Source organism: Neptunomonas phycophila (genome assembly GCF_001922575.1).
GTDB lineage: Bacteria > Pseudomonadota > Gammaproteobacteria > Pseudomonadales > Balneatricaceae > Neptunomonas > Neptunomonas phycophila.
Genome location: NZ_MRCI01000001.1, coordinates 1,419,459 through 1,444,871, shown reverse-complemented (window position 1 = coordinate 1,444,871; position 25,413 = coordinate 1,419,459). Strand labels below are relative to the sequence as shown.

22 protein-coding genes and 3 tRNA genes are annotated in these 25,413 nt (G+C 43.3%); 7 read left to right on the top strand and 18 right to left on the bottom strand.

The annotated features are described in order from the left end of the window. Positions 1 to 81 precede the first annotated feature (81 nt). Positions 82 to 1,128 (bottom strand): hypothetical protein, encoded by a 1,047-nt coding sequence (locus BS617_RS06590; RefSeq protein ID WP_075172055.1) that lies wholly within the window; start codon positions 1,126 to 1,128, stop codon positions 82 to 84. 231 nt (positions 1,129 to 1,359) lie between these two features. Here BS617_RS06590 and mltA point away from each other — a divergent pair, with 231 nt between their 5' ends. Beyond that, positions 1,360 to 2,529 (top strand): murein transglycosylase A, encoded by a 1,170-nt coding sequence (gene mltA, locus BS617_RS06585; protein WP_075172054.1) that lies wholly within the window; start codon positions 1,360 to 1,362, stop codon positions 2,527 to 2,529. A 158-nt stretch (positions 2,530 to 2,687) separates the two neighbouring features. Beyond that, entirely contained in the window at positions 2,688 to 3,101 is a 414-nt protein-coding gene (locus BS617_RS06580) for a PilZ domain-containing protein (protein WP_075172053.1), read from the top strand. Positions 3,102 to 3,114: 13 nt separating this feature from the next. On the opposite strand, the gene BS617_RS06575 is transcribed toward BS617_RS06580, so the two are convergent. From BS617_RS06575 to dsbD, 5 genes are all read right to left on the bottom strand, one after another. Further along, on the bottom strand, positions 3,115 to 3,777 hold the full coding sequence (locus BS617_RS06575; protein WP_083609954.1) for a C39 family peptidase: 663 nt from the start codon (positions 3,775 to 3,777) through the stop codon (positions 3,115 to 3,117). Between the two features lie 84 nt (positions 3,778 to 3,861). After that, positions 3,862 to 4,173, bottom strand: coding sequence for a hypothetical protein (locus BS617_RS06570; protein WP_075172052.1), 312 nt, complete (start codon positions 4,171 to 4,173; stop codon positions 3,862 to 3,864). Positions 4,174 to 4,199: 26 nt separating this feature from the next. Beyond that, positions 4,200 to 5,087: a hypothetical protein gene (locus BS617_RS06565; RefSeq protein WP_083609953.1), complete on the bottom strand. Its 888-nt coding sequence runs from the start codon at positions 5,085 to 5,087 to the stop codon at positions 4,200 to 4,202. 257 nt (positions 5,088 to 5,344) lie between these two features. Beyond that, positions 5,345 to 7,066, bottom strand: coding sequence for a two-component system response regulator (locus BS617_RS06560; protein WP_075172051.1), 1,722 nt, complete (start codon positions 7,064 to 7,066; stop codon positions 5,345 to 5,347). Positions 7,067 to 7,176: 110 nt separating this feature from the next. Continuing rightward, a complete protein-coding gene (dsbD, locus tag BS617_RS06555; RefSeq protein ID WP_075172050.1) occupies positions 7,177 to 9,021 on the bottom strand; it encodes a protein-disulfide reductase DsbD in 1,845 nt (614 codons plus the stop codon). Between the two features lie 286 nt (positions 9,022 to 9,307). Here dsbD and BS617_RS06550 point away from each other — a divergent pair, with 286 nt between their 5' ends. Together BS617_RS06550 and BS617_RS06545 are read left to right on the top strand one after the other, a co-directional pair. After that, positions 9,308 to 10,375: a 3-deoxy-7-phosphoheptulonate synthase gene (locus tag BS617_RS06550; protein WP_075172049.1), complete on the top strand. Its 1,068-nt coding sequence runs from the start codon at positions 9,308 to 9,310 to the stop codon at positions 10,373 to 10,375. 255 nt (positions 10,376 to 10,630) lie between these two features. Then, the gene (locus BS617_RS06545) at positions 10,631 to 11,131 is read left to right on the top strand and encodes a disulfide bond formation protein B (protein WP_139303135.1); all 501 of its coding nucleotides are present in this window, start codon (positions 10,631 to 10,633) and stop codon (positions 11,129 to 11,131) included. A gap of 76 nt (positions 11,132 to 11,207) precedes the next feature. On the opposite strand, the gene BS617_RS06540 is transcribed toward BS617_RS06545, so the two are convergent. After that, the gene (locus BS617_RS06540; RefSeq protein WP_075172047.1) at positions 11,208 to 12,410 is read right to left on the bottom strand and encodes a M48 family metallopeptidase; all 1,203 of its coding nucleotides are present in this window, start codon (positions 12,408 to 12,410) and stop codon (positions 11,208 to 11,210) included. A 388-nt stretch (positions 12,411 to 12,798) separates the two neighbouring features. On the opposite strand from BS617_RS06540, the gene BS617_RS06535 reads away from it, so the two are divergent. After that, a complete protein-coding gene (locus tag BS617_RS06535; RefSeq protein WP_075172046.1) occupies positions 12,799 to 13,452 on the top strand; it encodes a CBS domain-containing protein in 654 nt (217 codons plus the stop codon). 7 nt (positions 13,453 to 13,459) lie between these two features. Here BS617_RS06535 and BS617_RS06530 read toward each other — a convergent pair whose 3' ends face one another. Both BS617_RS06530 and ypfJ read right to left on the bottom strand, forming a co-directional pair. Further along, complete coding sequence (locus BS617_RS06530) at positions 13,460 to 13,993, bottom strand: YaeQ family protein (RefSeq protein WP_075172045.1); 534 nt, start codon at positions 13,991 to 13,993, stop codon at positions 13,460 to 13,462. A 26-nt stretch (positions 13,994 to 14,019) separates the two neighbouring features. Further along, positions 14,020 to 14,916, bottom strand: coding sequence for a KPN_02809 family neutral zinc metallopeptidase (ypfJ, locus tag BS617_RS06525; RefSeq protein ID WP_075172044.1), 897 nt, complete (start codon positions 14,914 to 14,916; stop codon positions 14,020 to 14,022). A 195-nt stretch (positions 14,917 to 15,111) separates the two neighbouring features. Between ypfJ and BS617_RS06520 the strand changes: the two genes are divergently transcribed. Further along, the gene (locus BS617_RS06520) at positions 15,112 to 16,179 is read left to right on the top strand and encodes a nucleoid-associated protein (protein WP_075172043.1); all 1,068 of its coding nucleotides are present in this window, start codon (positions 15,112 to 15,114) and stop codon (positions 16,177 to 16,179) included. A gap of 60 nt (positions 16,180 to 16,239) precedes the next feature. Here BS617_RS06520 and clpX read toward each other — a convergent pair whose 3' ends face one another. The 6 genes from clpX to BS617_RS06490 form a co-directional block, all read right to left on the bottom strand. Further along, positions 16,240 to 17,535 (bottom strand): ATP-dependent Clp protease ATP-binding subunit ClpX, encoded by a 1,296-nt coding sequence (gene clpX, locus BS617_RS06515; protein ID WP_075172042.1) that lies wholly within the window; start codon positions 17,533 to 17,535, stop codon positions 16,240 to 16,242. 95 nt (positions 17,536 to 17,630) lie between these two features. Next, positions 17,631 to 18,263 (bottom strand): ATP-dependent Clp endopeptidase proteolytic subunit ClpP, encoded by a 633-nt coding sequence (gene clpP / locus BS617_RS06510; RefSeq protein WP_075172041.1) that lies wholly within the window; start codon positions 18,261 to 18,263, stop codon positions 17,631 to 17,633. 103 nt (positions 18,264 to 18,366) lie between these two features. Then, the gene (gene tig / locus BS617_RS06505; protein WP_075172040.1) at positions 18,367 to 19,680 is read right to left on the bottom strand and encodes a trigger factor; all 1,314 of its coding nucleotides are present in this window, start codon (positions 19,678 to 19,680) and stop codon (positions 18,367 to 18,369) included. A 344-nt stretch (positions 19,681 to 20,024) separates the two neighbouring features. Continuing rightward, a tRNA-Leu gene (locus BS617_RS06500) sits at positions 20,025 to 20,109 on the bottom strand. Between the two features lie 12 nt (positions 20,110 to 20,121). Beyond that, positions 20,122 to 20,197: transfer RNA gene (locus tag BS617_RS06495), tRNA-His, on the bottom strand. 681 nt (positions 20,198 to 20,878) lie between these two features. Then, positions 20,879 to 20,955 (bottom strand) — tRNA-Arg (locus BS617_RS06490). Between the two features lie 242 nt (positions 20,956 to 21,197). Between BS617_RS06490 and folD the strand changes: the two genes are divergently transcribed. Beyond that, positions 21,198 to 22,046 (top strand): bifunctional methylenetetrahydrofolate dehydrogenase/methenyltetrahydrofolate cyclohydrolase FolD, encoded by an 849-nt coding sequence (gene folD, locus BS617_RS06485; protein ID WP_075172039.1) that lies wholly within the window; start codon positions 21,198 to 21,200, stop codon positions 22,044 to 22,046. A gap of 91 nt (positions 22,047 to 22,137) precedes the next feature. Here the strand turns inward: folD and cysS are convergent, their stop codons facing one another. The 3 genes from cysS to BS617_RS06470 form a co-directional block, all read right to left on the bottom strand. Further along, positions 22,138 to 23,523, bottom strand: coding sequence for a cysteine--tRNA ligase (gene cysS, locus BS617_RS06480; RefSeq protein ID WP_075172038.1), 1,386 nt, complete (start codon positions 23,521 to 23,523; stop codon positions 22,138 to 22,140). A gap of 137 nt (positions 23,524 to 23,660) precedes the next feature. Then, on the bottom strand, positions 23,661 to 24,590 hold the full coding sequence (locus tag BS617_RS06475) for a hypothetical protein (protein WP_075172037.1): 930 nt from the start codon (positions 24,588 to 24,590) through the stop codon (positions 23,661 to 23,663). A gap of 199 nt (positions 24,591 to 24,789) precedes the next feature. Next, entirely contained in the window at positions 24,790 to 25,326 is a 537-nt protein-coding gene (locus BS617_RS06470) for a hypothetical protein (RefSeq protein ID WP_075172036.1), read from the bottom strand. Positions 25,327 to 25,413 lie beyond the last annotated feature (87 nt).

The following is a 25,413-nucleotide window of genomic DNA, read 5'->3' as shown; positions in this document are numbered from 1 at the left end:
ACCTTCAAATATAAAACTATCATACCAATTCTTAACGTAATTAAATGTGTTAAGTTACGCTCAATTACGCACAACAAGCCCTTAAGAAATAGCCTCCTCCGATACCTCTTTGTTGGCAATATCAACTTGCTGCACCAGCCCCACACCTCCTGATTCCTTCAAGAACACACCCGTCTCACGAACGGCTGCTGCCACCGCCCCATTGTCGTTATACTGCATAAATGGTGTACTGGAAGATGCCAGCCCAATCGCACCTACATCAGATCCAAGCAACGAAGTCAGCTCATCTCCTGCCTCTGTTTTTTTCCATAGCTGCAAACTGTCAAAAACTGAGTCAGCCTCATCAATAAAGCCATTATTATCTTCATCGTATTGTAGGAGATCATCAAAACCATTTCCTGAAATAGCACCAAACAATTCAGAACCATCATTGATTTGACCATCATTATTTTTATCATAAGCTAACCAACCACTTCCACTGACGAGATACGGCATTAAATCGGACACACCGTCATGGTCTATATCGAACGAAAAAGTCTCATCGCTTAACTCAACCGCCCCGCCATCAAAATTCAACACCAGCGGATCTTTAAAAACAACAGTCTGCTTTTCGACGCTATCGAATTGATAACTTTGCTGATTATGCATTTGCAAAGAAACATCGACATCAAACACGTGGCCATCCAAGGTTTCAATTGTACCTGTTGCAGAAAAATTGGTTGTTTCTGTACGCTCATAACGCTGGGTTAACGTAACCTCGACAGATTCCCAAGCCATGCCACCGAGCCCTTGAGTAACAGCCGAACGCTGCACTCGTCCACCTTCCCAGCCACCCACTGGGGCACTAGAGTCAACGCAATCGCACGCAAGCTCAGGACTATTCGGGACATACTCCTTACCTGTAATAGCGGCAAACAGAACATTAAAAAGTTTTGTTTTTGTATCCTGGATCGACTCTGCCTCAGAAGTAGAGCTTGCCTGACTTACACCAGATAGATCAGATGAAGCCTGAATAAACTGCGCATTAAATAATACGCCTGATTCCCTCACCTCTTTTTTCATGATCTGAGTTGACTCATTCAATACATGCCCAGACTGAAGCTGCATATCATTTTTTGCTACGATCATATCCACCTCACCCAATTATTTACGGATTCAATAGCCATTTATTGCGGCCAATGTTTGCCGCATTGCCGCCCTGTTAATCAAAAGAAAAGTGAAGGTAATACCTAAGCAACTGTTATTTATATAAATAAAACCGTTAGCTACACTTAACTTCCTTTGATTTCTACTAGCACTTGCAAGACCTCTTATGAAGAAGCAAGATACAGGCCTCATTGTCATTCTCGGGACATTTCCATGCCATTCGCTCATTTAAAGACCCCACTACTTATCACGCTAACCTGCCTATGGATGACAGGCTGCTCGACTGTTAAGCAAGATACATCTACAGAACATCCAGCAGCCGGTATTGGCGACCCTATATGTTGGAGTCAGCTACCAAATTGGCATGAAGATACAGCTTTACAAGCCATACCGGCGCTTGAAAGCCAATGCCCTCGTTTGGGAAAGCAAAGCGAGTGGTCAAACTTTTGTGAAGCCCTAACCAATCACACGCCGATCGATGAAGAAGGCATTCGCCAACTACTAGAAAATCACTTTGTACCGCATCGCATCAATGGCAATAACGGTAATAACCGCGGCCTGTTTACAGGCTATTATGAACCCACACTCAATGGCAGTTACCAAAGATCAGATCGCTATCATTACCCGCTCTACCAACGCCCGCCTTCAATGCTACAACTGGAATTAGGCTCCCGTTTCCCTGATCTAAAAAATCAGCGTGTCAGAGGTCTATTGAAAGGCAATAAAGTAGTACCCTTTTATGATAGAGCGACGATTGATGGGGCAAACAAACCACTGGCCGGTAATGAAATATTATGGGTAGACGATGCGGATGCCGCTTTTTTCTTACATATTCAAGGTTCCGGACGTGTCCAACTTCCTGATGGCACAATGGTAGCCGTAGGTTACGCTGACCAAAATGGTCAACCTTATGTTGCTATTGGCAAAATCCTCATTGAGCGAGGAGAGCTAACACCACAAGAAGTTTCGTTACAGACCATCAACGATTGGCTAAAGTCACACCCCAAAGAAGCGGATGAACTCAAAAACCATAACCCAAGCTATGTATTCTTCACTTTACGCAACGATGTAGAATCAGGGCCAAGGGGATCCCTCAATGTTCCTCTGACTCAAGAGAGAAGTGTTGCCGTTGATCGTAGAGTCATCCCTTTAGGTACACCGCTATGGATTAACACCACACTCCCTGACAACACCCCCTACCAACGCCTGATGGTTGCTCAAGATACAGGAGGAGCGATTAACGGCCCAATTAGAGCAGATATATTTTTTGGCCGCGGCAATCGCGCCGAAAAATTAGCGGGTGAGATGAAACAAAAGGGAGAAATATACGCTCTAATACCTAAAGAAAGCTCAAAAAGCGCCGAAAGTGCAGAGTGTAAGTAGATGAAAAGCTCGATTACTTTGCATTGCGGGCATAGGATACAAGCTCAACGCTACTAAACACCCATGGAGCATTACCTACAGGATGTCACTCAAAAATCTATGACATTAACGGAGCGCCTCAAAGCGCTCCAATACGCCTGGTACAGGTAGGAGTGATTATGCCACGCCAATACATAAGGCATCCGGCACAAATACCCATCCAAGTCGAAGATGCATCACACACATTAGAATGCCCAGCACAAACTCACAATATTAGCCTAGGCGGCTTGGCTTGTGAGTCTAGGTTGGCCTTCTCTCCCGGCGACCGTGTTGAGATTGTCATACCCATACTTCAACCCGCTTTTTCTGCTCAAGGCCATGTTATGTGGTGCGAGAAATATATAGATCACTTTCTTCTGGGTATAGGGTTTGACAACCTGCAACAAGTTTATGCCATACGCATGATCGAACAAGTGTGTCATATAGAGCAGTATAAACAATCCATAGAGAAAAACGGACGAGCCATCACTACCGAAGAAGCGGCTCTAGAATGGATCAGCAAATACGCTAAGGAATTTCCAAAACTACATTAAGCCGCCACACAAGTTACGGAAGATAATGAATAGCCTGCAGATTAACAGCGGACGACGTCTGCCGCTGGGGTTGATTAGTAAAAAAGTCGATAGCGGATGGCGCTGCAATATTCGCTGGCAATATCGCTAAAATTTTACCCGCCAATTCGGTATTTTCTCGAGTTTCCCACATTTCCTTAAACTGCGAATCACTATAAGTTCTATTACCCAATGAAGAATCGGCCAGCCAAACCGTATTCACATCAATACCGCGCAATACAGAAAAATGATCATCTTTACGGTAGCTCAAATAAACAATTACAGGGATTTTAAGCTTAGTCAGCTGCTCATAAGATGCCGCATAACCCACTCCCTTAAAACCTATTTCTTTGAGTGCTTTTGACATGTCACTAAATGACGCTTTATCTTGCTTGCCGATTAAATCGAGTACTTCTGCTTCAGTGATAGGGTAACCATAGAACTCACTTAAAATAGTAGCTATTGATGCAGAGCCACAGGAGTAATCAAGATTCTGCTTTACTAGGCGCTCATCCCTGAGAGACTTCCAACTTTTAATAGGTATAGCACCATTTATAGTATCGCTTTTGAAATACAGTTCATCCTTCGCAAACGTGTGGTCTAAACAACAGATAACACCTATGAAAATACTGAATACTCTCTTTCTTAAACACCACATAAAGGTGATAACTCCTGTACACAACCCTGCCGACAAATAGCAAAAGGCCGCTAAGCGCGGCCTTTGTGTTTTACAACGCTTAAATTAACAACCGCAAGGAATGTGACCACCGCCATGGCCACCATTATGACCACCGTGGCCGTGGCCATAGCCATAGCCATAGCCATAGTGACCACCAAAGTAGTGGTATTTATGATGGAAGAGACCACCGAACAAATAGTGAAGGAAAAAAGCACCTTCAGTATTTTGCATTTCTTCCTGAGATAAGACCTCTACTTGAGCAGAGTCCGCTGCATCCAAAGCAAATACGGCATTAATATCAGAAGCATCATCTGCCGCAATCACAGGTAATGAAAACGCAGCACTAAGTACTGCTGTGGCAAATATTTTTTTCATTTGTACACTCCATGTGTCAGGGGACATTAAAAGGCTTTAAGCCAATTAAACCTCAGGTCTGCCCCGTCACGACCTGTGGCATCCGTCTTAAAAGAAAAGCTCATAGTGCTTCCCTTAGAGACTCCATAGCCAAGACCTAACATCAAATCAGTGTTGGTCTGACGAATTCCATCTCGTTGATCACTCCATTGATCTGGCTGCTTATTTATCCACTGAACCCCCGTCGTTAACGTTACTCTATCGTTCACTGCGAATGATACAGAGGGATTGATAGCTAAATAATTCCCGGGGTTATACTCAGAATCGCCATCTTTGCGCTCCAAGTTAAACCGGTAACTCGCCGACATAGACAACACGACGGGATCTAAAGCCCTGTATGCTGTAAAGCCAACCGCCCATGACTTTGCTGATGAGCTACTCTGCTGTCCTTTCTCACGCAGCGCTCCTTCAATAAAGCCAAGTAAAGCTGGAGTTTCATTGTCTTCTGAAAATCGATAATTCAAACCCAACCACGCATCCAAAAACCCATTGTCACTACCAGAGGCCGACTGATCATCAGCGGCTAAATAGCGATAATCACTGTAATAAAAGTTGGCTCGTGTATAAATTTCTGATGAGGGGGTTACACCCATTCGAAGCCCAAGCGTTGTAATAAAAGTATCAACGTTAGTTTGGCTGGTTCCATATCCAGTAGGAATATACACATAAGAGGAGTCACCGGTTTGAACCAAAACAACCTGTCCGGCCTCTACCCCCTCACGATCTTTGTTGGCATACGTCAAAGATAGATCTAATTTAAGACTACCTTCTTTTGTGATGAGGTTTTCAACAGTTAATGGCAATTCTGCTTTTGCATGAGAAGCAAAGACAGACATACAGACAACCGCCACATGAACGAATACTGCCTTGTTCATTATCTTATTCCCTTTAATAGCGGTAAGAGCAACAAACCTGCCCTCAACGCTTGTTCCTTTTTTGGGGAGTTTGTACCTAAAAGAATGAACGTATACTTAACATCATTTAACAAATTGAGGGGATATAAAACATACTGAAATATAACGAAAAAGTGCTGCAAATAAGCAGCACTTTTAAAGCCATAATTATAAAAACTGAGGAGAACTAACTACAATATAACCCGTAAATCAACATTGGCCATATACAGATTTAACACTTACCTTTGGGTCATTATAGGCTGTGAGGTAAGTTGATGTATCAGCCGTCCGGCCTGCTGATGGGTTAATGGAGGTGATAAATTAAAACCTTGTAAGCGATCTACATTTAGCTTTTTACAGCATTCATATTGCGCTTCACTCTCGACACCCTCTGCAACCGATTCAAGAGAAAGCGAGCGGATCATAGACGTTAACCCCGATGATAAGAAAAAATTCTTTTCATCATGCTCATCAATAGGGATAAGGGACCTATCAATTTTGACGACATCAATTGGAAAACGTTGTAAGTGCGAAATTGACGCAAACCCTGTCCCAAAATCATCCAACGCAATAGAGCACCCTAAATTGCTTATGCCCTGCAGCTTTTGAATATTATGATCAGAATGATCTAACAACATGGTTTCTGTTATTTCAAACTCTAGACACTGCGGATCAATTTTATATTTGCTGATAACCGAAGAGATAAAAGGAACAATATGATTATCTTCTAACTGCACAGCGGATAGATTGATAGCCATTTTGACATCCGTACCAAAGCTAACCTGCCATTTTTTTAGCTGATGGACTGCCGAACTAATGATCCATTTACCTATAGGCCGAATTAAACGCGTCTCTTCTGCAATATGAATAAATGAATCCGGTAGCAAGAGTACCTCATTTCGTCGCCACCTCAACAGAGATTCAAACCCCCACAACACTTTGTTCTCTTGTTTGAAAACTGGCTGAAAGTATAACTCTAAAGAATTATCGAGAATTGAGCTTTTTAAAGCATTCTCTAGCTCCACCCTAGCGACAGTCCGTCTTTGCGCCTCAGCAGTATAGTAACAAAACTTATTTTTCCCTTGTTTTTTAGCCCGATACATCGCCATATCGGCATGCTTAAGCAACTGCTCGGCACTTGTGCCATCTTCAGGATACAACGATATACCAATACTAGCGGACACTTGTCCCCCCATGGCCGGCTGTAATGTTATAGGGTATTGCAGCTTATCTAGAATACGACGACTAACCCTAGCAGCGCTATGCTGCCCTTCATTACCTGTTAACAGCAACGCAAACTCATCTCCCCCTAAACGCGCTAACAATTCACCATCACGTAAGCAAGACCGAATATTGTCGGTTACTCGACGTAGAAACTCGTCACCAATATCATGCCCATGAGTATCATTGATACGCTTGAAGTTATCTAAATCAATGAGCAAAACCTCAAGGTGACCAGAGCTTCGCGATGCATTAGCTAGTGCCGCGTTAAGAGAAGCCTCAAACATGTAGCGATTATTTAAACCCGTTAACGAGTCTGTTTCAGAAAGGTGCTTAACCTTCTTATAATCAACTAATTGTTTTAATTCGATATCATAGCGGGTGCGCGCATTAGCTAACGCAAACCATAAGCGCTTTTCACTTATTTCAGATTTAAATAAGTAATCTTGAGCCCCTGCATGCAAGCAACGCTGGATAAGATCTACATCTTCAAGACGGCTCACCATAACAATGGCTGGTGCGGTATCCCATGGCCAAGAGCGTAACTCATAAAGAAGAGAAATCCCTTGGCATTCGTCGCTCGAACATCCAATAATGATGACATCATAAGTTTGGTTTTTTAGACGAGGAACGACTTCGGAGAACTGAGCCACTTTGTCGACATTTGCCGGAGTGTTTTTGAGGGCTCGACAAATTCGCTCCCTATCAAAATGCACAATATCGACAACCAGCACATTCATATCTATCATCCTTAATATACAAACCGCTCTCGGGCGGGGTTTGTTCATATAGAGCGCTTACATCCTTAAAGCGCGAAGCTTTTATCAACTATGAGCAATGAAGCTTGAGTTTATAGCCTATCTAAATGCTCAATAAACGCTTTTGGCTCCATAAAGCCAACTACCGTGTAATCTGATTGTAACCGGCCTTGGGCATCATAAAAAATTAACGCCGGCGGTCCAATAACTGAGTACCGCTTACTCAGCGCCTTAGCATTATCATCATTAGCCGTAACATCTACTTTTACACGCTCATATTGAGCCAATCGCTGCTGAACTCCAGCATCGGCAAAAGTAATCATATCCAGCTCAATACAGGATACACACCAATCCGCATAAAAATCCAACAGAACAGGACGTTTAGACGCTTTAGCCGATGCTAAAACGGCTTCGAGTTCACTCGGTTCCGTAACACGAGCAAAGCTTAAGTGCTCTTGGCTAGCAACACTTGTTGAAACTGACAAACCTTTTAGAGGAGTAATAAAACTTTGCGAGCCGGATAATAAGCCAACTAGTAATGAAGTCGCATAAATCAACAGAATTAAGCCAACGCCCTTCCAGAGCTTTAACCACCGCTTACTACTGTCAGCAATAGTGTCCATAGTCCCCATATAGACAGCTGATATAATTAATATAATGGCTGTCAGCAGCATAGTGATTTTAATATCGACGATACGATCAAGCATCCACACTGCCATTAGCAACAATACAACGCCAAAGCCGGATTTAATCGCGTCCATCCAGTCCCCCGCTTTAGGCAACAGCTTACCCGCGGACAACCCGACCAGAATCAAAGGCACTCCCATACCTAAACTAAGGGAGAACAATGCTAGCCCTCCCACCAAGGGATCTCCGGTCTGACCGATATAAATCAACGCACCAGCCAATGGCGCTGCCATGCATGGCCCGACAATCAGAGCAGATAAAAAACCCATTAAGGCGACACTGAGCGTGCTTCCTCCTTTTTGCTGATGACTAACTCCAGATAACTTAGTCTGCAAAGCCGCCGGCAATTGCAACTGGTAAAATCCAAACATAGCTAATGCCAGCGCAACGAACACCAACGTGAATAAAGAAATGACCCACGTATTTTGGAACGCTGCTTGAATATTGGCTCCAAACAAACCCGCTAACACCCCGGCAACGGTATAAGTAATCGCTACAGCCAACACATAAACCAGCGACAACCAAAATGCTCTAGCCGTAGTTATTCGGTGCCCATGCCCTGCAATAATACTGGAGATAATAGGGATCATAGGAAACACACACGGTGTTAACGATAACGCCAATCCAGCAACAAAAAACAGCCCCAAAGTTAACATAAGCCCACTACCAGACAACAAAGCAGCAAAGCGGTCTTGCTCGCTTACAAACGGGGCCGGCTCATTTTCACTAAGCACTTCATTTTCAGGCGGTGATATAGAACTTACCGCAGTAGCGGGAGGAATATCACCAACAGCTAATGGCGTTTTAACGGGTGGATAGCAAATACCGCCTTCCCAACACCCTTGATAACTGACCATCACCTCAGAATTAGGTAGTACCTCAGCGCTCAGCGCTCCGAGTTGGACGGTAACATTTGCAGCATTATGATAAACCTCAACCTGTCCAAATAGAGGATCGTCTTTACTCTCAGAAGGAGCGTTTATTCGCTCAACAAGATCGACATTTTGAGGGAGATCTAACGTTATACGGTCACGATATAGATAGTACCCATCGGCTATTTGCCAATGCAGTAAAACACGACCATCTGCTTCGATTGATGGCTGAAAAATAAAAGCCTGCTCAACTGGCAACGGCCCCGAATCTGACGAGGAAGATTTTTGATCAAAAAAACCTGCATAGCTTTCCATTGAAACAACGCAACTGCAAACTACAACTAATATGCCACACAATTCACGTACACGTTTTAACACGCAAAACCTCTTAACGTTGAGCAACTTCGGCTACATTCAATGGAAAAAATAAAGACAGGCCTAAGACCTTCACATTAGCGCTCAGTTCTATTTCATATCAAATTAAAGTCATACATCACTATTTTTAATAATTTTAGCATTCTATCATTGATGGACAGCTATCTAACGGCAAAAATGGAATATTAGCCACTTATAAAAGTTATAGGTTTATGATAAAACACTACGCTCTAATTATAAGCCGCAAACAAGCAAGCAACTAACATCGATTGCTCCAGGAATAAACATCATGTCAGATAACCGTGTAGATAACCTTAATATTGAATCCACCTCGGTTCTGATGACGCCCGATGCGTTAAAATCAGAACTACCTATTACCGATGCTGCTGCTAAAGCTGTTGTAGAGGGTCGCCAAGTTATTCGTGATATCTTGGATCGTAAAGACAAGCGCTTATTTGTCGTTATTGGTCCGTGCTCCATCCACGATGTCGATGCCGCAATAGAATATGGTCAGCGATTAAAAGCACTAGCGGACAAAGTAAAAGATTCTATCTATCTGGTGATGCGCGTTTATTTTGAAAAGCCACGAACCACCGTCGGCTGGAAAGGATTAATTAACGACCCCCACATGAATGATTCGTTTGATATACAAACGGGCCTGTTTAAAGCACGCAAGCTGTTGATTGATTTGTCTGAGATGGGCTTACCATTAGCAACAGAAGCACTTGATCCTATTTCTCCTCAGTATATACAAGATTTAATCTCATGGTCGGCTATTGGCGCTCGCACAACTGAGTCACAAACCCACCGCGAAATGTCATCCGGTTTATCCTGTGCTGTGGGCTTCAAAAATGGTACTGATGGCGGGCTCGAAGTAGCGACCAACGCTCTGAAGTCAGTCAAACACCCACATAACTTTTTGGGTATTAATCCAAACGGACAGGTAGCCGTCATACGCACCAAAGGCAATCAGTACGGTCATGTCGTATTGCGCGGTGGTAATGGGCGCCCTAACTATGATTCTGTAAGCATCTCTATTTGTGAGCAAGAGCTAGACAAAGCCGGGCTAACCAAAAACATTATGGTAGATTGTAGCCACGCTAACTCATCAAAAGATGCTGGTCGTCAACCCCTAGTAGCAAAAGATGCTACTCATCAAATCATTGAAGGAAACACCTCTATTATTGGTTTAATGATAGAGTCAAACCTTGGATGGGGAAATCAGTCGATACCTAGCGATTTATCTCAGCTTAAATACGGCGTATCCGTTACTGACGCGTGCATCGATTGGGATACAACCGAAAACTGTATCTTAGAGATGCATGACAAACTAAAAGACACTTTGCACAACCGCTAATAAGAAACCACGGCCTTAATTATTTTAAGGTCGTGTTTTTTTCATTTAAGCTTCATAAAACCTACACTTTAATTTAATTAACGCAAACCGCTCCTTCCCTTCCTGAGCAATTAAGCTCATGTTTTCAAAGCATATATAGCTTTAGTCGTATAAAGTCTGATATAAAAGCATTATAAAAATGCGCTGTGAAACCTGCCGCTATCGCAGCAATACCCAATACAAGGGCCTTTGCTCTTACTTATCGGAGAATAATCGGTGACTCGACTTCCTTTATTTTGGATGCTTATTTTTGTTGTATGTGCTGCCATGGAAGGAATTGCGCTTTATTATCAATATGCACTAGATTACGGCCCTTGCGTACTCTGTGCCCAAATCCGTGCTTTCATATTTTTAATAATGATTGCCAGCCTACTTGGTCTACTAGCTGGTAAATATAGACCCGTACGCGTTTTTGCTACCGTCTTAGGACTACTAGGAAGCATAGGAATGATGGAGCGAAGCTATCAAACCTTTGGTATTGAGCGGGGGTTTATTGATGGAAGCTGCTCTCTAGATGGAGGCTTCCCTGCTGCCCTTCCTCTTAACGAATGGCTTCCCTCCGTATTTGAACCTTGGGAATCATGTGGCTATACACCCGATTTGCTTTGGGGAATAACCATGGCAGAAGGACTGATTGTAATAGCTGCTGCGTTAATTGCGGTTTTTGTTCTAGGGTTACCTTCTTCATTTAGCCAGCCTAAACGCCGTTTTTTCTAACATTAATTAGGATAGCGCGCCCCCACTCAACCGAGCGCGCTATCCTTTTTTATAAACGAATAAGCCTAACCTGCAATTAATCAAGCTCCGTATTAACGCTCAGTAACTGATCTACAAAAAAGCCCGGCACTTCTAAACGCGTGGCTATCTCCTTGAGCACCACTATTTCTGGATGGTTTGCCTTACCTTCTGCACGCGCCATCACACACAAATCTTTAAGAACCTGTATACGCTTGGGTAAACTATTATATTTGTTCACCGTATCAATCCTCGTTGAGAGATCAGCCCTTAAACGTTCTAAGTTGAAATCATCCCGAAACTCATTTTTACCGAAAAACTTTTCGAAAGCCTCTATCTCTGCTTTAGAAATGCTTCCATTAGCATTTGCCACAAGCAAAGCACCTGCGAATAGCAAATGACGCATAGATAGAGCCGCATCTGTTTTAGACTCTAAATAGCTTGGCTCCATCAGAGCCATTATGCTTTCTAGCCCCAATTCTAAAGTGGCGGAGTTAACACCGTCTTTTTTCATATATTCTGATTGATGAAACATCTGTAAAGCTTTGACCCTGAGCGGGCTAAAAGGATGTGTCATAAACCAATCTTCAGCGCTAGAGCTTGTCCCCACTAAATCATCGGTCATTTGCATATCGTCTATTTGCTGGAGAAAGTCTTTTAGATTGAAACGTACAACCGTGCTCGTTACACCAGAAGCCAGCTTAAATAATGACCTAGCAACCGCATCAAAATTTTGAGTACATAATGCCCCAGCCCTGTCAGCCGAAATTTCCGCATAACGGGACCAGCTGGTTAACTGTAACGCAAGCGAAGGAGAAACTGGGGGCTGACCTTTAAGCATGTATCCAACCGGAATATCATGATGTCCATAAACAAAATGCCCCAACTCGTGACCCATGACAAAGCGAAGTTCTTCATCATCAAAACTATCGAGCAAGCTAGACGAAAACATAATGAACAAGCGGCCACTTTCTGGCTTAACGCAAGCCGCATTGAAATGAGGGCTAGAATAGGCATACAGTTCTACAGGCATATCGACACCTAAAATATCCATACACTGTCTAGCAGTCCTATTTAAGCCTGGAGCCATAGCAGAACTCATACGTACAGAGGTCGATAATAAACGTCGACGGACACCTAGATGGCCCTGAGCTTCGTGCAGTGCTAACTTATGATTGACCGCCTGCACCTCTGGTAGTGAAAGTAATAGCCCAGATAGAGCTCTATCATGTTGTGAACGTATCGAGTCAGACGTTGTCATTCTTATTATCCTTCAACAGTATTAAGCCCTAAATCCTATATCATGAGCCAGAAGCTGTCCAAAGTAGAAAGTCTATTTAATTCAGGGCACTTACAGGCTTACCACAACTTAAATGACACACATAAAATCTATTAATAGAAGCTTAAAAAGCTCGGTAAATTCACCAGAAAGATCATCAACATAAATTTATACATACAAACTAATACTTAAAATTATCCTCCATAAAATCAATATTTTGTGGTTTTATTCAAACAACTGTTTTAAAAGCACGTCAAAATTGAGCTAATTAACACTCTTTGTTTGAATTTATTCAAAAATGATTAATCACACGATTAAAGTACGCTAGTATATTGCCGATATATAATGAATACACATCCGGAGCACCTGCATGGCATTGTTGATTTACGACAATGGGAATTTAGTTAAAAATCCCGCTGACTCAAAGTTTACACCGACAGGTGTAGCGACGGTCGGCAATAGCCAAGGCGCACGCGCAACGGTACAAAACAATGCCAACCAGCCTCTACCAACACGCACACCTTACGTTCCGAGTAGCGGCGGACAGCCTTCTAATACAACGCGCTCAACTGTTTATTCGTCCCGAGCTTATCAAGAGACCAGTAGAAAGTCAGACTCCCTGCAGGACAGAAGGCGGCTCAATGCAATACACGTGATGAGCGCTCCCGTTATCACAACAAGTCAGTTTGACACCGTAAAAAATGCGCTACAAAAAATGCATGCAGAAGACATTGACCACCTAGTGGTGGTCAATAATAGCGGGCATCCATTAGGCGTTGTAACGGATGGCGAGTTATTACGCCATGGGGCAGAATCAAATAGCTTCATTGAGAACTTACTGACCAACTCATTAGTCGCAGTGTCCCCTGATACTCTAGTGCGAGACATAGCGCTAATTTTTATGGAACAAAAAGTAAGCTGTGTGCCGGTCATCAACTCAGAGCATCAAGTCGCTGGTATTATATGCCGCAGCGACCTATTGCGATTACTCGTTAGCGGCCCTAACATGGAACAACGCGTATAAAAATTGATTATAAATACTGACTTACCGACAGCGTGTGATGATTATCGCCACTGTTCAGCATCAAATCATTCCCAGATATAGTGACTGATAAATCTATCGAACGATCAACCCACGGAATAAGTACTTTAACCTCCTCATACTTAAATCGGTAAATCTCAACTTTTGACAACCGAGCAAAGTCTTCCGAAAAACGTTGCCACCATATTTCTGACTCGCTTCCGTAAGCGTAAAGCTTAATGTTTGCAGCCCTACTTACGGCTTTACGCAAACGATCAGGCGATACCTGACCCACTTCTATCCACTCCATGATTTCTTGAGTCGGAGCAACTTGCCAAAGGTCGGCTTCATCAGCAGCAGACAACCCTTTACAAAACTCCAAATCTTCATGGTAGTTAAGTGCATAAGCTAAGAGTCTCACCATCATTCGTTCAGGCAGCTCCGACGGATGAAGCGCTAGCGTCAGCTTAACGCTAGGATACACATTTCTATTCAAATCAACGATTTGCAAATCAACTTTATAAATTGTTGGCTTCAAAGCCATAAATTACTCACTTAGTTTTAGTCAGCTTATATGAATGTATTACAGCTTTGCACATCGCCACTGGTAAATCCTTGATTAAACCATTTCATGCGCTGGCGTGAAGTACCATGGGTAAAAGAGTCTGGCACTGCATAGCCTTGAGCCCTTTTCTGTATTGCATCATCTCCAATTTGACTTGCTGCATTCATCGCCTCTTCAATGTCACCCGGCTCTACAACCGCACGCTCTTTATCCGCATAATGCGCCCAGATCCCAGCAAAGCAATCCGCTTGCAACTCTACTTTTACCTGCAGCGCATTTGCCTGTGTTTGGGACATGGATTGTTTCATTTGGTGAGATTTTTGAAGAATTCCAAACTGTTGCTGAACATGATGCCCTACTTCATGCGCAATAACATAAGCTTGGGCAAAATCACCTGGCGCTCCAAATGAGTTTTTAAGCTCATTATAGAAATCTAAATCGATATAAACACGTTGATCCCCTGGGCAGTAAAAAGGCCCCATAGCAGACTGAGCAGTTCCACAGGCAGACTGAACTACGTTACGAAAGAGCACTAAGGTAGGCTCCTCATAACGCTTTCCCATTTGAGTAAACAGCGGCACCCACGTATCTTCTGTATCAGCTAGCACCACTGATACAAAGTCAGCCATCTGATTATCTTCAGCACTGCTGGTTTGCGTAGGATAAGATTGTGTATTGGTGGTTTGAGTTTGCGTTGGGATACCAGAGTTACCCATTAACAGCCCCAGCACAGTATTTAGGTCCCCACCCATTAAAAGCACAACACCGATCATAATAACCAAGCCGATGCCGCCTCCTTTTTTTGCACCACTCATACGGAATCCGCGGCCACTCGACACCTGTCCCGAAGCAGAGCGCCTGTCATCAATATTGCTACTACGCCTACCTGATTTCCAACGCATCCTATCTACTCCGTATTCGGCTCAATGATTTATTACTATTAACTGCGTGATTATGATCTACTGCGGCGATTTATTTAAGCTGAATCTTCATAATTAACCGATACCCGTCAACGCAACACTGACAGACACTTAAGATTCGCCTAAAATGCGCTCTCCCCAAAGGGATGATACAAACGCAATACAAAGGGTGGCATTTTGGATATTAAACAACTAGTGATACGTGAACTCCAAGAATCAGAAGAGCGTAAAGTAAACCTGACGCCGCGCGGCGGTGTTATGCGTGCAGACTCTCCTGTTGCCGCCGATATGGTTGAAGCATTAAGTGCGGCCCTCTCAAGAAGAGCGACCTTGATACATGGGTCATTTGACCCAGAGAAAAAAGAGGAAACGCCATTCGTTCCAGCATTTGAAAGCTATGTGGAACAAGAACCGCAGGCCAATAGCTTTTTAGCATTAGCCGATGTCACGCTAAGTGATTTAGTGGAAAAGATGAACAACCGGCAGTCTCTCTCAAGCAACGCCGGATATGTAATTTTTAGTCACTACCAAGAAGATCGCTACGAATTCCTGATGATCGCCCTAGTTCGAAACCGTCCAACTATTTCCTTAGACAACGAACTTCACCCAACACAAATAGATGAAGTCGATCTAGACAAACTACATCAAGCCGCAAAAATTAACCTAACAAACTACCGCAAAGGCAAAGACAGCTATTTAAGTTTTATTGGTAGCAAAGAAAAAGGAGATGTTAGCCAGTATTTTGCCGAAACATTCGGATGCACCAGCGCTACACCCTCTAAAAAGGCAACAGGCGATCTCATAAAAGCGGCTAAAGAGTTTTGTAGCGAAAACGGCATGAAAGAACAGCAAGAACAAATTGTAGAAGATGTTGTTAGCTATATGAACCGCCAACGCTCAGAAAAACAATCAGCCCAGCTACCTGATGTTGAGCAAATTTTCGACCAATATATACCGCCAGAACAAGCTGAAACCCTTACCGGAACATTCGGAAAGTTTGCTAATAGTGATCGGTATCAAGTAAGCCACGAATTCCAACCTCACAGACACACTTTAAATGCAGTAACCAAGGTAAAAGCCAAAGCAGACAACTGGCAACTAGACTTTGCTAAACGCGCGGTCGGGCCTGCAAATTCAGGGCAAGAAATAGAGTTTGACGAAGCATCTCAGACACTAACAATTCGCCGCATTCCAAGCAAAGTCGTTGAGCAATTGAGAGCTATATTAGCGGGCGAAGAAGACTAACTTGAATCGCTTAACAATAAAAAAGGACGCAAATGCGTCCTTTTTAAATACTATTAACAACTATTTTTGATCAGCTGTTTTTGCTTCTTTCTCTGGTGTTTCGTAAATCAAAATTGGTTCAGACGTTCCTTCAATGACGCCCTCGTCAATCACGACTTTACTCACATTCTCCAAAGATGGCAGTTGGTACATAATATCCAGCAAAGTAGCTTCCAAAATCGAGCGCAAGCCACGCGCACCGGTTTTACGGTCTAGCGCTTGCTTTGCAACAGCGCTTAATGCCGCCTCACGGAAATCAACTTCAGCACCTTCTAGCTCAAACAGTTTTGAATACTGACGAGTTAAGCTGTTTTTAGGCTCTGTAAGAATTTGTATAAGTGCCGCTTCATCCAATTCAGCCAATGTGGCAATCATAGGCAAACGACCAACAAATTCCGGGATCAAACCAAACTTCACTAAATCTTCAGCTTCGATATCCTTGAGCGTATCTGTCATAGAACGACTGTCGTCTTTGCTCTTCACCGTAGCGTTAAAGCCTATTGAGCTCTTTTCCGAACGGCTTCGGATGATCTGATCAAGCCCCGCAAACGCACCACCACAAATAAACAGAATATTTGAAGTATCTACCTGCAAGAACTCTTGTTGCGGATGCTTACGCCCACCTTGAGGCGGAACTGATGCAACAGTACCCTCAATAAGCTTCAACAACGCCTGCTGAACACCTTCACCTGAAACATCACGAGTAATAGAAGGGTTATCAGATTTACGCGAAATTTTGTCAATTTCATCGATATAAACAATACCTCGTTGGGCACGATCTATATCGTAATCGCATTTTTGTAACAGCTTCTGGATAATGTTCTCAACATCTTCACCCACATAACCCGCTTCAGTTAGCGTTGTGGCATCTGCGATGGTGAAAGGAACATTCAACAAACGAGCTAATGTTTGCGCCAATAGCGTTTTACCACTACCTGTAGGACCAATTAGCAAAATATTACTTTTACTAAGCTCTACTTCTTTATCTTTACCTGTAGCGTTGCTTTGGAAACGCAAACGCTTGTAATGATTGTATACGGCGACTGCGAGTACTTTTTTAGCCCTGTCTTGACCTATAACGTACTCATCCAGCTTATCCTTGATCTCTGCTGGTATCGGCAAGCGATCTTGTGATTCATGCTCTTCAACATCCTGAATTTCTTCACGGATGATGTCATTACACAGATCGACACACTCATCACAGATAAAGACAGAAGGACCAGCAATTAACTTACGTACTTCATCCTGGTTTTTACCACAGAAAGAGCAGAACAGTTTGCCGTTTTCATTATCTTTATCGTTGATATCGTCGCTCATTCGGCTTCCTCATAACAAAGCGGTATTAATTATAAATAGTGGCTAACCGCTTAAATTTCAACTCTAAGCCACAAAAAGGTCCGCTAAAGCGCTTTTTATTCACCAATACGCTTGGTGAGTACTGAGTCAATCAAACCATATTCAGCCGCTGTAACGGGATCCATAAAGTTATCACGCTCTGTGTCACGCGCAATTGTTTCTAAATCTTGTCCTGTGTGCTCAGCCAATTTTCGATTTAATTTCTCACGAATTGACAGAATTTCACGTGTATGAATTTCGATATCTGTTGCCTGACCTTGATAACCACCCAGAGGCTGGTGAATCATAACACGCGCATTGGGCAACGCATGACGCTTGCCCGGCTCACCTGCTGCCAACAAGAAAGCACCCATACTAGCAGCCTGGCCGATACACATAGTGCTTACATTTGGCTTGATAAACTGCATTGTATCGTAAATAGCCAAACCAGCCGTAACCGAGCCACCTGGTGAATTGATATAAAGATGAATATCTTTATCTGGATTCTCTGCTTCCAAAAAAAGCAACTGAGCGACAATCAAATTCGCCATGTGATCTTCTACTTGACCAACCAAGAATATCACGCGCTCTTTGAGAAGACGCGAATAGATATCGTATGCGCGCTCACCCCGGGCAGACTGTTCAACGACCATAGGTACAAGACCCGCATTTTGGATCTCTGACGCACCACCCTGATGGATTATTGACATACTAAATTACTCCTTTAACCCCTAAAAACAAAAAACGACAGCCGGATCGCACCAACTGCCGTTTTTCATTCAGTCAATGCGCCTGTTAACGACGCAAGACTTCTTAAGCTGCGGCGTTTGCTGCTGGCTTGATCGCTTCTTCATAAGCTACTGCCACTTCTGTGACTTTAGCAGATTCGAGCAAGTGATCAACCACTTGATCTTCTAGCACCAAACTCTTAACTTGATTTAACATTTCTTCGTTACTGTTATACCAATCAATAACTTGCTGCGGCTCTTGGTAAGTTGACGCCATCTCTTGGATCGCTTCAGCTACACGAGCATCATCAGCTTTAATGTCATTAGCTTTGATGATTTCTTGAACCAACAAGCCCACTGTTACGCGACGCTTAGCTTGCTCTTCAAACATCTCTTTTGGCAACATGTTTGGATCAATCTCTGCACCGCCACCAAACTGCTGAACAGCTTGTTTGCGCAAATTGTCGATTTCGCTATCAACCAACGATGTTGGTACTTCGATACCATTAATATCGACCAACTGAGTGAAAACCTGATCTTTCAATTTAGCTTTCAATGCATTTTTTAGTTCACGACCCATGTTAGCGCCGACTTCTGTTTTGAAGCCTTCAAGATCGCTAACGTCTAAACCAAACTTAGAGAAAAATTCGTCATTTAACTCTGGCAACTCTGGTGCAGATACACTGATAACCTTCGTTTTAAAGACAGCGTCTTTACCCTTTAAGTTCTCAGCCTGGTAGTCTTCAGGGAATGTGACATTCAAATCGAACTCTTCACCTGCTTTTTTACCAACAATGCCAGACTCAAAACCAGGAATCATCGAATTAGAGCCTAGTACAATATCTGTACCTTCTGCTTTTCCGCCTTCAAACGCTTCACCATCGATAAAACCTTCAAAATCGACTTTAGCTCGATCACCGTCTTCAGCTGCACGCTCAACTTCAGTCCACGTCGCCTGCTGCTTACGCAACGTATCAATCATTGTATCAACATCAGCATCAGTCACTTCTGACGTTTGCTTTTCGATCTCAGCCGAAGAGAAATCCGCTAACGTGATTTCTGGGTACACTTCAAAAGTGGCAACAAACTGGAAATCTTTACCATCTTCATCGTTTTTGAATTCGATCTTAGGGCTGCCAGCAGGCATCACTTTCTCTTGCTGAACGGCTTCAAAGAAACTTTTCTGCACTACTTCACCGACAACATCCTGGCGGATACCGGCGCCGTAACGCTGTTTAACAACTTTCAAAGGCACTTTACCTGGACGAAAGCCATCAATACGAACTGTACGTGCGGTCTGCTGTACACGCTTATCTACATCATTATCAATGCGCTCTGCAGGCACCGTAATTGTCATCTGACGCTCAAGAGCGGAAGTCGTTTCAACAGAAACTTGCATGGGGTTCCTCACCAAAAAATACTATACCGGTTAAATTGAATCACTAAGCAGCTTGGTACCGGGATACGTGTCTTAGTTTTATGATCTGTAATTGTACAGGTTCACTTCAACAAAGCGCTAGAAATATAGCTCAAGCCGTTTTTTCAAAGCGCGAAATTTTCAGCCACTTGGCGGCATTAGTCAAGGAAGAATCACAAATCGATGAAAATAGATTGAGTTTTGGGAGAGAAAGCAGAAGGAATGTCAGAAACGGAAAAACTGCGCTAGGTAGTAAAAATGACTTATAGCCAAATAACCAACCTACACAGTAATTTTCACAGCATCAACTGAACTTAGACACTAAATGGTGCGGACGGAGAGACTCGAACTCTCACACCTTTCGGCACCAGAACCTAAATCTGGCGTGTCTACCAATTTCACCACGTCCGCATATCAAGAAAATGGGGTGGACGATGGGGCTTGAACCCACGACCACCGGAATCACAATCCGGGGCTCTACCAACTGAGCTACGCCCACCATAACTAGATTAAGAGACCATATAAAGCATTTCTTAATCTTTTTCTTGAACCTTAACCAACCTCTTTAAGTTCTGATTTCTCAGTTCTTGTTGAGTGCCTCGTTAAGATGGGGCGTATTCTATGGACACCCCCGCTCCCTGTCAACAAAGAAATTACACTTTTTTGAATATTTTCTTCAATTTTTTCAAACAACTAGCAAACACTGCTTTTTTTGATCATTAAATAATCAAAAAACGATTAAGTGGTTTATTTTTATACAGTAATTAACTAAAAATCTAGTCGATCACCGCCAATCAAGTAACAGCTACAGAATGATAAAATGCTTGTTTCCTTAAAAAACATCAACTCATCCATATTTAAAGCAGCCCAAACACCCAAACGGAAACCTTAAGCACTGTTTATACATAGCTGCATTATTGAACCACCTCCATCTACTCACCATAAGCAAATGGATGGCCTGTCACATATAAAAACTTAAAAAAACACCTTACATGCTAAATAACAAAATTATAGGTACTACTATAGAGCACTGTACAACTGGCCATGTAGAAGCAACTAAGCCATCATTCTGCTTACAAAGAGAAATAGCGAAGGCTAATCAGTTAAATAAAACAACCTGCCCCGAAAAAGGCCAATAAAGACGGTTAATGTATACAGCGTTTGAAAGGCAAAAAAGAGATGGCGGGGCTAGCAGGATTCGAACCCGCGACCACCCGCTTAGAAGGCGGGTGCTCTATCCAACTGAGCTATAGCCCCATATTTTACTTGGGAAAAAGTGTCCTTTGTAAAGCCTCGCTGCTGAACCGAGATCCAAAGGCCTTACAAAGGAGCGCGTATCCTAATAGAGCAAAGGATAAGGGTCAATAATTTTTTATTTCACCTCTAACAATCAACTACTTAGCTATCAGGTCTAAGGTTCTACTTGGCGCACATCCTTTAACATGAGAAAATTAGTTAACAGTTTTAACGCCTCTTAAGCTCAGGAACTCCCTTACAACATGACCGCACAGATTATCGATGGCAAGCAAATAGCCGCCAATGTACGTAAAGACGTAGCCGCACGCATTAAGCAACGCCTATCAGAAGGTAAACGCGCACCATGCCTAGCCGTAGTTATTGTAGGCGACGACCCTGCTTCACATGTTTATGTTCGGAATAAAAAAAATGCATGTAAAGAAGTCGGCATTCTTTCCGAGTCCTACGACCTACCCGACACAACCAATCAAGCAGAGCTATTATCATTAGTTGATAAACTTAATCGCGACGCAAATGTTGATGGCATTTTGGTTCAACTCCCTCTGCCGGATGCCCTCGATGCCAATGAAATACTTGAGCGCATCAAACCGGAAAAAGATGTAGATGGTTTTCACGCATTTAATTTAGGCCGCTTAGCTCAGCGTATGCCAGTGTTACGCCCGTGCACACCTAAAGGTGTTATCAAGCTTTTAGAGTCAACTGGGATCAATTTTAAAGGCCAAGAGGCTGTTGTAGTAGGTGCTTCTAATATTGTAGGCCGCCCCATGTCACTCGAACTACTATTAGCTGGCTGCACAGTAACCACAACGCATCGCTTTACCCGTGATTTGCCCGGCCATTTAGCCCGAGCTGATATTGTAGTGGTAGGGGTTGGCATACCCGAGCTAGTAAAAGGCGAATGGATCAAAGAAGGTGCGATTGTTATAGATGTAGGCATCAATCGACTTGAAGACGGGCGATTAGTGGGTGACGTTGAATTTGCTCCAGCCGCCGAGCGAGCAAGCTGGATTACCCCTGTACCTGGCGGCGTAGGGCCGATGACCGTGGCCTGCCTAATGGAAAACACATTAGAAGCCGCCGATAAAGCATAGTTTTTAGCTTTTAGGCAGTCGCATAAAAAAGCCGCTGAGGGATAACATATCCTCAGCGGCTTTTTTAATAGCCTGCATTTTTCAAAAAGAGCTAGCCCTCGCGGAACCACGTAGTTCCTTCACGACTGTCTTTCAAAATAATACCTTGGGCCGCCAATTCATCCCTAATACGATCGGATGCAGCAAAGTCTTTATTGGAACGAGCTTGCTTTCTGTCTTCGATGAGCGCTTCTATCTGTTCAGCCGTAATCTCTCCCGCCTTAGACTCGCCCTGCAAAAAAGCCGCCGGATTTTGCTGCAGCAAACCTAACACCCCACCCAACGACTTCAATTGATAAGCTAAAGCCGGCGCTTCAGGTAATAGCTCACGACTTGCCTTATTAAGCTCATTAACCAACTCAAACATAACGGCAAATGCCTTAGGCGTATTAAAATCGTCGCTCATTGCTTGATTGAATCGCTCAGTAAAATCGTTCTTAACAACACCCTCTACAGGCTCTACTGATCGTAGCGCTTGGTAAAAGCGCTCAAGACCACTTCTTGCGTCCTTCAAGCTATCTTCACTGTAGTCAATATAGCTACGATAATGCACGCTCGACAAAAAGAAACGCACCACTTCAGCGTCGTAGGTTTTTAATACTTCACGAATCGTAAAAAAGTTACCCAAAGATTTAGACATCTTTTCTTTATTGACGCGAACAGGACCAGCATGCATCCAATAATTTACATATTGACAGCCATTTGCTGCCTCAGATTGCGCAATTTCGTTTTCATGGTGAGGAAATGGTAGATCCGGGCCACCGCCATGGATATCAAACGTCTCGCCAAGACAGCATTTTGACATTGCAGAACACTCAATATGCCAACCAGGTCGCCCTGCCCCCCAAGGTGACTCCCAACTGACTTCACCGGGTTTTGCTGCTTTCCATAAAACAAAATCTAACGGACTCTCTTTAGTATCACCAACTTCTACACGAGAACCTGAACGCAGCTCCTCTATGTTTTGGCGCGTTAATTTTCCATAACCTTCAAACTTTTCTACTCGATAATACACATCACCATTGTCAGCCGCATAAGCGAAGCCTTTATCAATCAAGGACGACACCATCGTAACAATATCATCGATATGTGCGGTTGCTTTAGGCTCCTGGTCTGGGCGTAACACGTTCAGCTTATCTTCGTCTTCATGCATAGCGCCAATCATACGTGCAGTTAATACATCAACGGGTTCGTTATTATCTTGAGCACGCTTGATGATTTTGTCATCAACATCTGTAATGTTACGCACATAATTAACTTTCCAACCCTGTGAGCGTAAATAACGAGTAATCACATCAAAACAGACCATCACACGCGCGTGTCCAATATGACAATAATCGTAGACGGTAATACCGCACACATACATACTGATATGACCATCAACCAAGGGTTTAAAAGGAGCTTTTTGGCGAGTAAGCGTGTTATAGATCTGGAGCATTGTGATTCCGAAATTAGTCATTCAAAGACAAAGACGACCATAGCCGTCGCAAAGCCGTTAGTATAGAGGAAAGCAATAAACAGCGGTATTAGCTCAGACGAGTTTTGAGCAGCAAAAGCCGAGAAGCCGCCTAGCTTTTAACGCTGAGGAAGCGTAATACGAGCAAGCTGCTGCTTGCCTAGCGGACTGGATTCTGACGATATGAGTAAATGCCCATTATCTTCCCAGACAATTCCTTCCCATTGAGCATAGGGTTGTAAACGATGGTACTGGGCATGATCCCAATCAGGCTGTCCATCTACCACATTGATCAACCATATAAATGAGTAACCAAACGCACTGACTTTGGAATAACCGAGCAGAGCCAATTGATGCGTTTCTTCGTTATAGTCTGCACCCGTGATCATACCTCCAACCGGCAGCGTCATCATAGGCTGAACTATTTGCTGGCTCACACTTGGCTCAATCATGTATAGACGAGTTTGAAGGTCTCCCCAATTTTTTGAGAACAACCATAATCGACCTTCAACCAAAGTAACCGCTTCGCAATCAAAGTTGGTAGAAAACTTACCACTACTCTTTTGATAATCACCGTATGAAAACTGGGATCTCTGCGCAATAACAGATCCTTTATCAACAGATCCCGCAGAGGCTTTTGAGACCGCCTGCAAACTCGCTAAGCTGACACGATAAAGGTCTAGCTGCTTTCGTTTTCCATTGTTATTACCGCAATCAGCTACATATAAATACTGACGATCGGCAGCCAAAGATTCCCAATCCCGGTTTTTGGCTCCTTTCAACTTAACGACGGCTTCCAGCTTTTTCTTTTTTCGATCAAAGCCGTAAAGTGATGCAGCGCCACCACTGTCATTTATTGTCCAGATATAGTCAGCGGAGAAAGCTAAACCCGATGTTTCTTTAACAGTATTCGGCCAATAAGCCACAGGATCAACGGCTAAAGTAGCACCGCGTTTATCAGGAGTCATGGCTGGTGATGCACAGCCCCACAAGGCAGAAATTGCTAAACCAGAATAGAGGAAACGCTTTAAGGAAATACGAACGCGCATAGACAGTGATTTTTACCCATACAATAGTGTTAACTAGCCGACGGCATAACTGACTCATCAACGTGTGATAGGTTCAATCCAATTAATAACCGACCTAAAATTACACTACAAGGTAGCAAAACTTAGTGGCTTTGCCATAAAAAAACGCTTTTGCCGGCGACAAAGCCCACAAAAGCGTTTCAATCAACCACAACTCAAATTATTGAGCAGCGGCTTCTTTCGCTTCCTCAACTGTTTCTTTAGCTGAGTCTGATAAACTATCAGCTGCATCAGCCGCTGATTCAGCTGCTGTATCTGTTACGCTAGCTGTTTTATCTGAAGCAGAGTCCATAGCGTCTGCAGCCGCTGTTTTACCTTTTTCCACAAGCGACTTAGTGCCTTCTACTGTTTCATTGTATGCCTCGGCCGTTGCTTCAGAAGCATCGTTAGCCATTTCTTTAGTAGCATCAACGGCATCAGCAGCCATTTCCTTGGTAGCTTCGACCGCAGCAGCTGTTGTGTCCGATACCGCGTCAGCTGCATCAGATGCTGCCTCTTTGGTCGCTTCTACAGCAGTGGAGGTTTTTTCAGCCACAACATCAGCCGTAGCTTCAGCGGCTTCTTTCATTTCTTTAGCCGCTTCTTGGGTTGAGGTTTTTGTCGCATCAACTGCTTTTTGGGCATCATCGTTATCACAACCCGTTAACAATACAGCCGTTGATAATAAACCAGCTACAACCATTGTATTCAGTTTCATAAATAGTATCCCTTGTTAGAAACAGAAAAAAGACGCCGCAAGTATAGAGCGGAAACCTGAACGAGAGCCAGACAACTATCATAAATA

Bases quoted from the DNA above. Each gene is read 5' to 3' on its own strand.
- BS617_RS06590 (WP_075172055.1), bottom strand. From the start codon at position 1,128: ATGATCGTAGCAAAAAATGATATGCAGCTTCAGTCTGGGCATGTATTG.
- mltA (WP_075172054.1), top strand. From the start codon at position 1,360: ATGCCATTCGCTCATTTAAAGACCCCACTACTTATCACGCTAACCTGC.
- BS617_RS06580 (WP_075172053.1), top strand. From the start codon at position 2,688: ATGCCACGCCAATACATAAGGCATCCGGCACAAATACCCATCCAAGTC.
- BS617_RS06575 (WP_083609954.1), bottom strand. From the start codon at position 3,777: ATGTGGTGTTTAAGAAAGAGAGTATTCAGTATTTTCATAGGTGTTATC.
- BS617_RS06570 (WP_075172052.1), bottom strand. From the start codon at position 4,173: ATGAAAAAAATATTTGCCACAGCAGTACTTAGTGCTGCGTTTTCATTA.
- BS617_RS06565 (WP_083609953.1), bottom strand. From the start codon at position 5,087: ATGAACAAGGCAGTATTCGTTCATGTGGCGGTTGTCTGTATGTCTGTC.
- BS617_RS06560 (WP_075172051.1), bottom strand. From the start codon at position 7,066: ATGAATGTGCTGGTTGTCGATATTGTGCATTTTGATAGGGAGCGAATT.
- BS617_RS06550 (WP_075172049.1), top strand. From the start codon at position 9,308: ATGTCAGATAACCGTGTAGATAACCTTAATATTGAATCCACCTCGGTT.
- BS617_RS06540 (WP_075172047.1), bottom strand. From the start codon at position 12,410: ATGACAACGTCTGACTCGATACGTTCACAACATGATAGAGCTCTATCT.
- BS617_RS06535 (WP_075172046.1), top strand. From the start codon at position 12,799: ATGGCATTGTTGATTTACGACAATGGGAATTTAGTTAAAAATCCCGCT.
- BS617_RS06530 (WP_075172045.1), bottom strand. From the start codon at position 13,993: ATGGCTTTGAAGCCAACAATTTATAAAGTTGATTTGCAAATCGTTGAT.
- ypfJ (WP_075172044.1), bottom strand. From the start codon at position 14,916: ATGCGTTGGAAATCAGGTAGGCGTAGTAGCAATATTGATGACAGGCGC.
- clpX (WP_075172042.1), bottom strand. From the start codon at position 17,535: ATGAGCGACGATATCAACGATAAAGATAATGAAAACGGCAAACTGTTC.
- clpP (WP_075172041.1), bottom strand. From the start codon at position 18,263: ATGTCAATAATCCATCAGGGTGGTGCGTCAGAGATCCAAAATGCGGGT.
- tig (WP_075172040.1), bottom strand. From the start codon at position 19,680: ATGCAAGTTTCTGTTGAAACGACTTCCGCTCTTGAGCGTCAGATGACA.
- folD (WP_075172039.1), top strand. From the start codon at position 21,198: ATGACCGCACAGATTATCGATGGCAAGCAAATAGCCGCCAATGTACGT.
- cysS (WP_075172038.1), bottom strand. From the start codon at position 23,523: ATGCTCCAGATCTATAACACGCTTACTCGCCAAAAAGCTCCTTTTAAA.
- BS617_RS06475 (WP_075172037.1), bottom strand. From the start codon at position 24,590: ATGCGCGTTCGTATTTCCTTAAAGCGTTTCCTCTATTCTGGTTTAGCA.
- BS617_RS06470 (WP_075172036.1), bottom strand. From the start codon at position 25,326: ATGAAACTGAATACAATGGTTGTAGCTGGTTTATTATCAACGGCTGTA.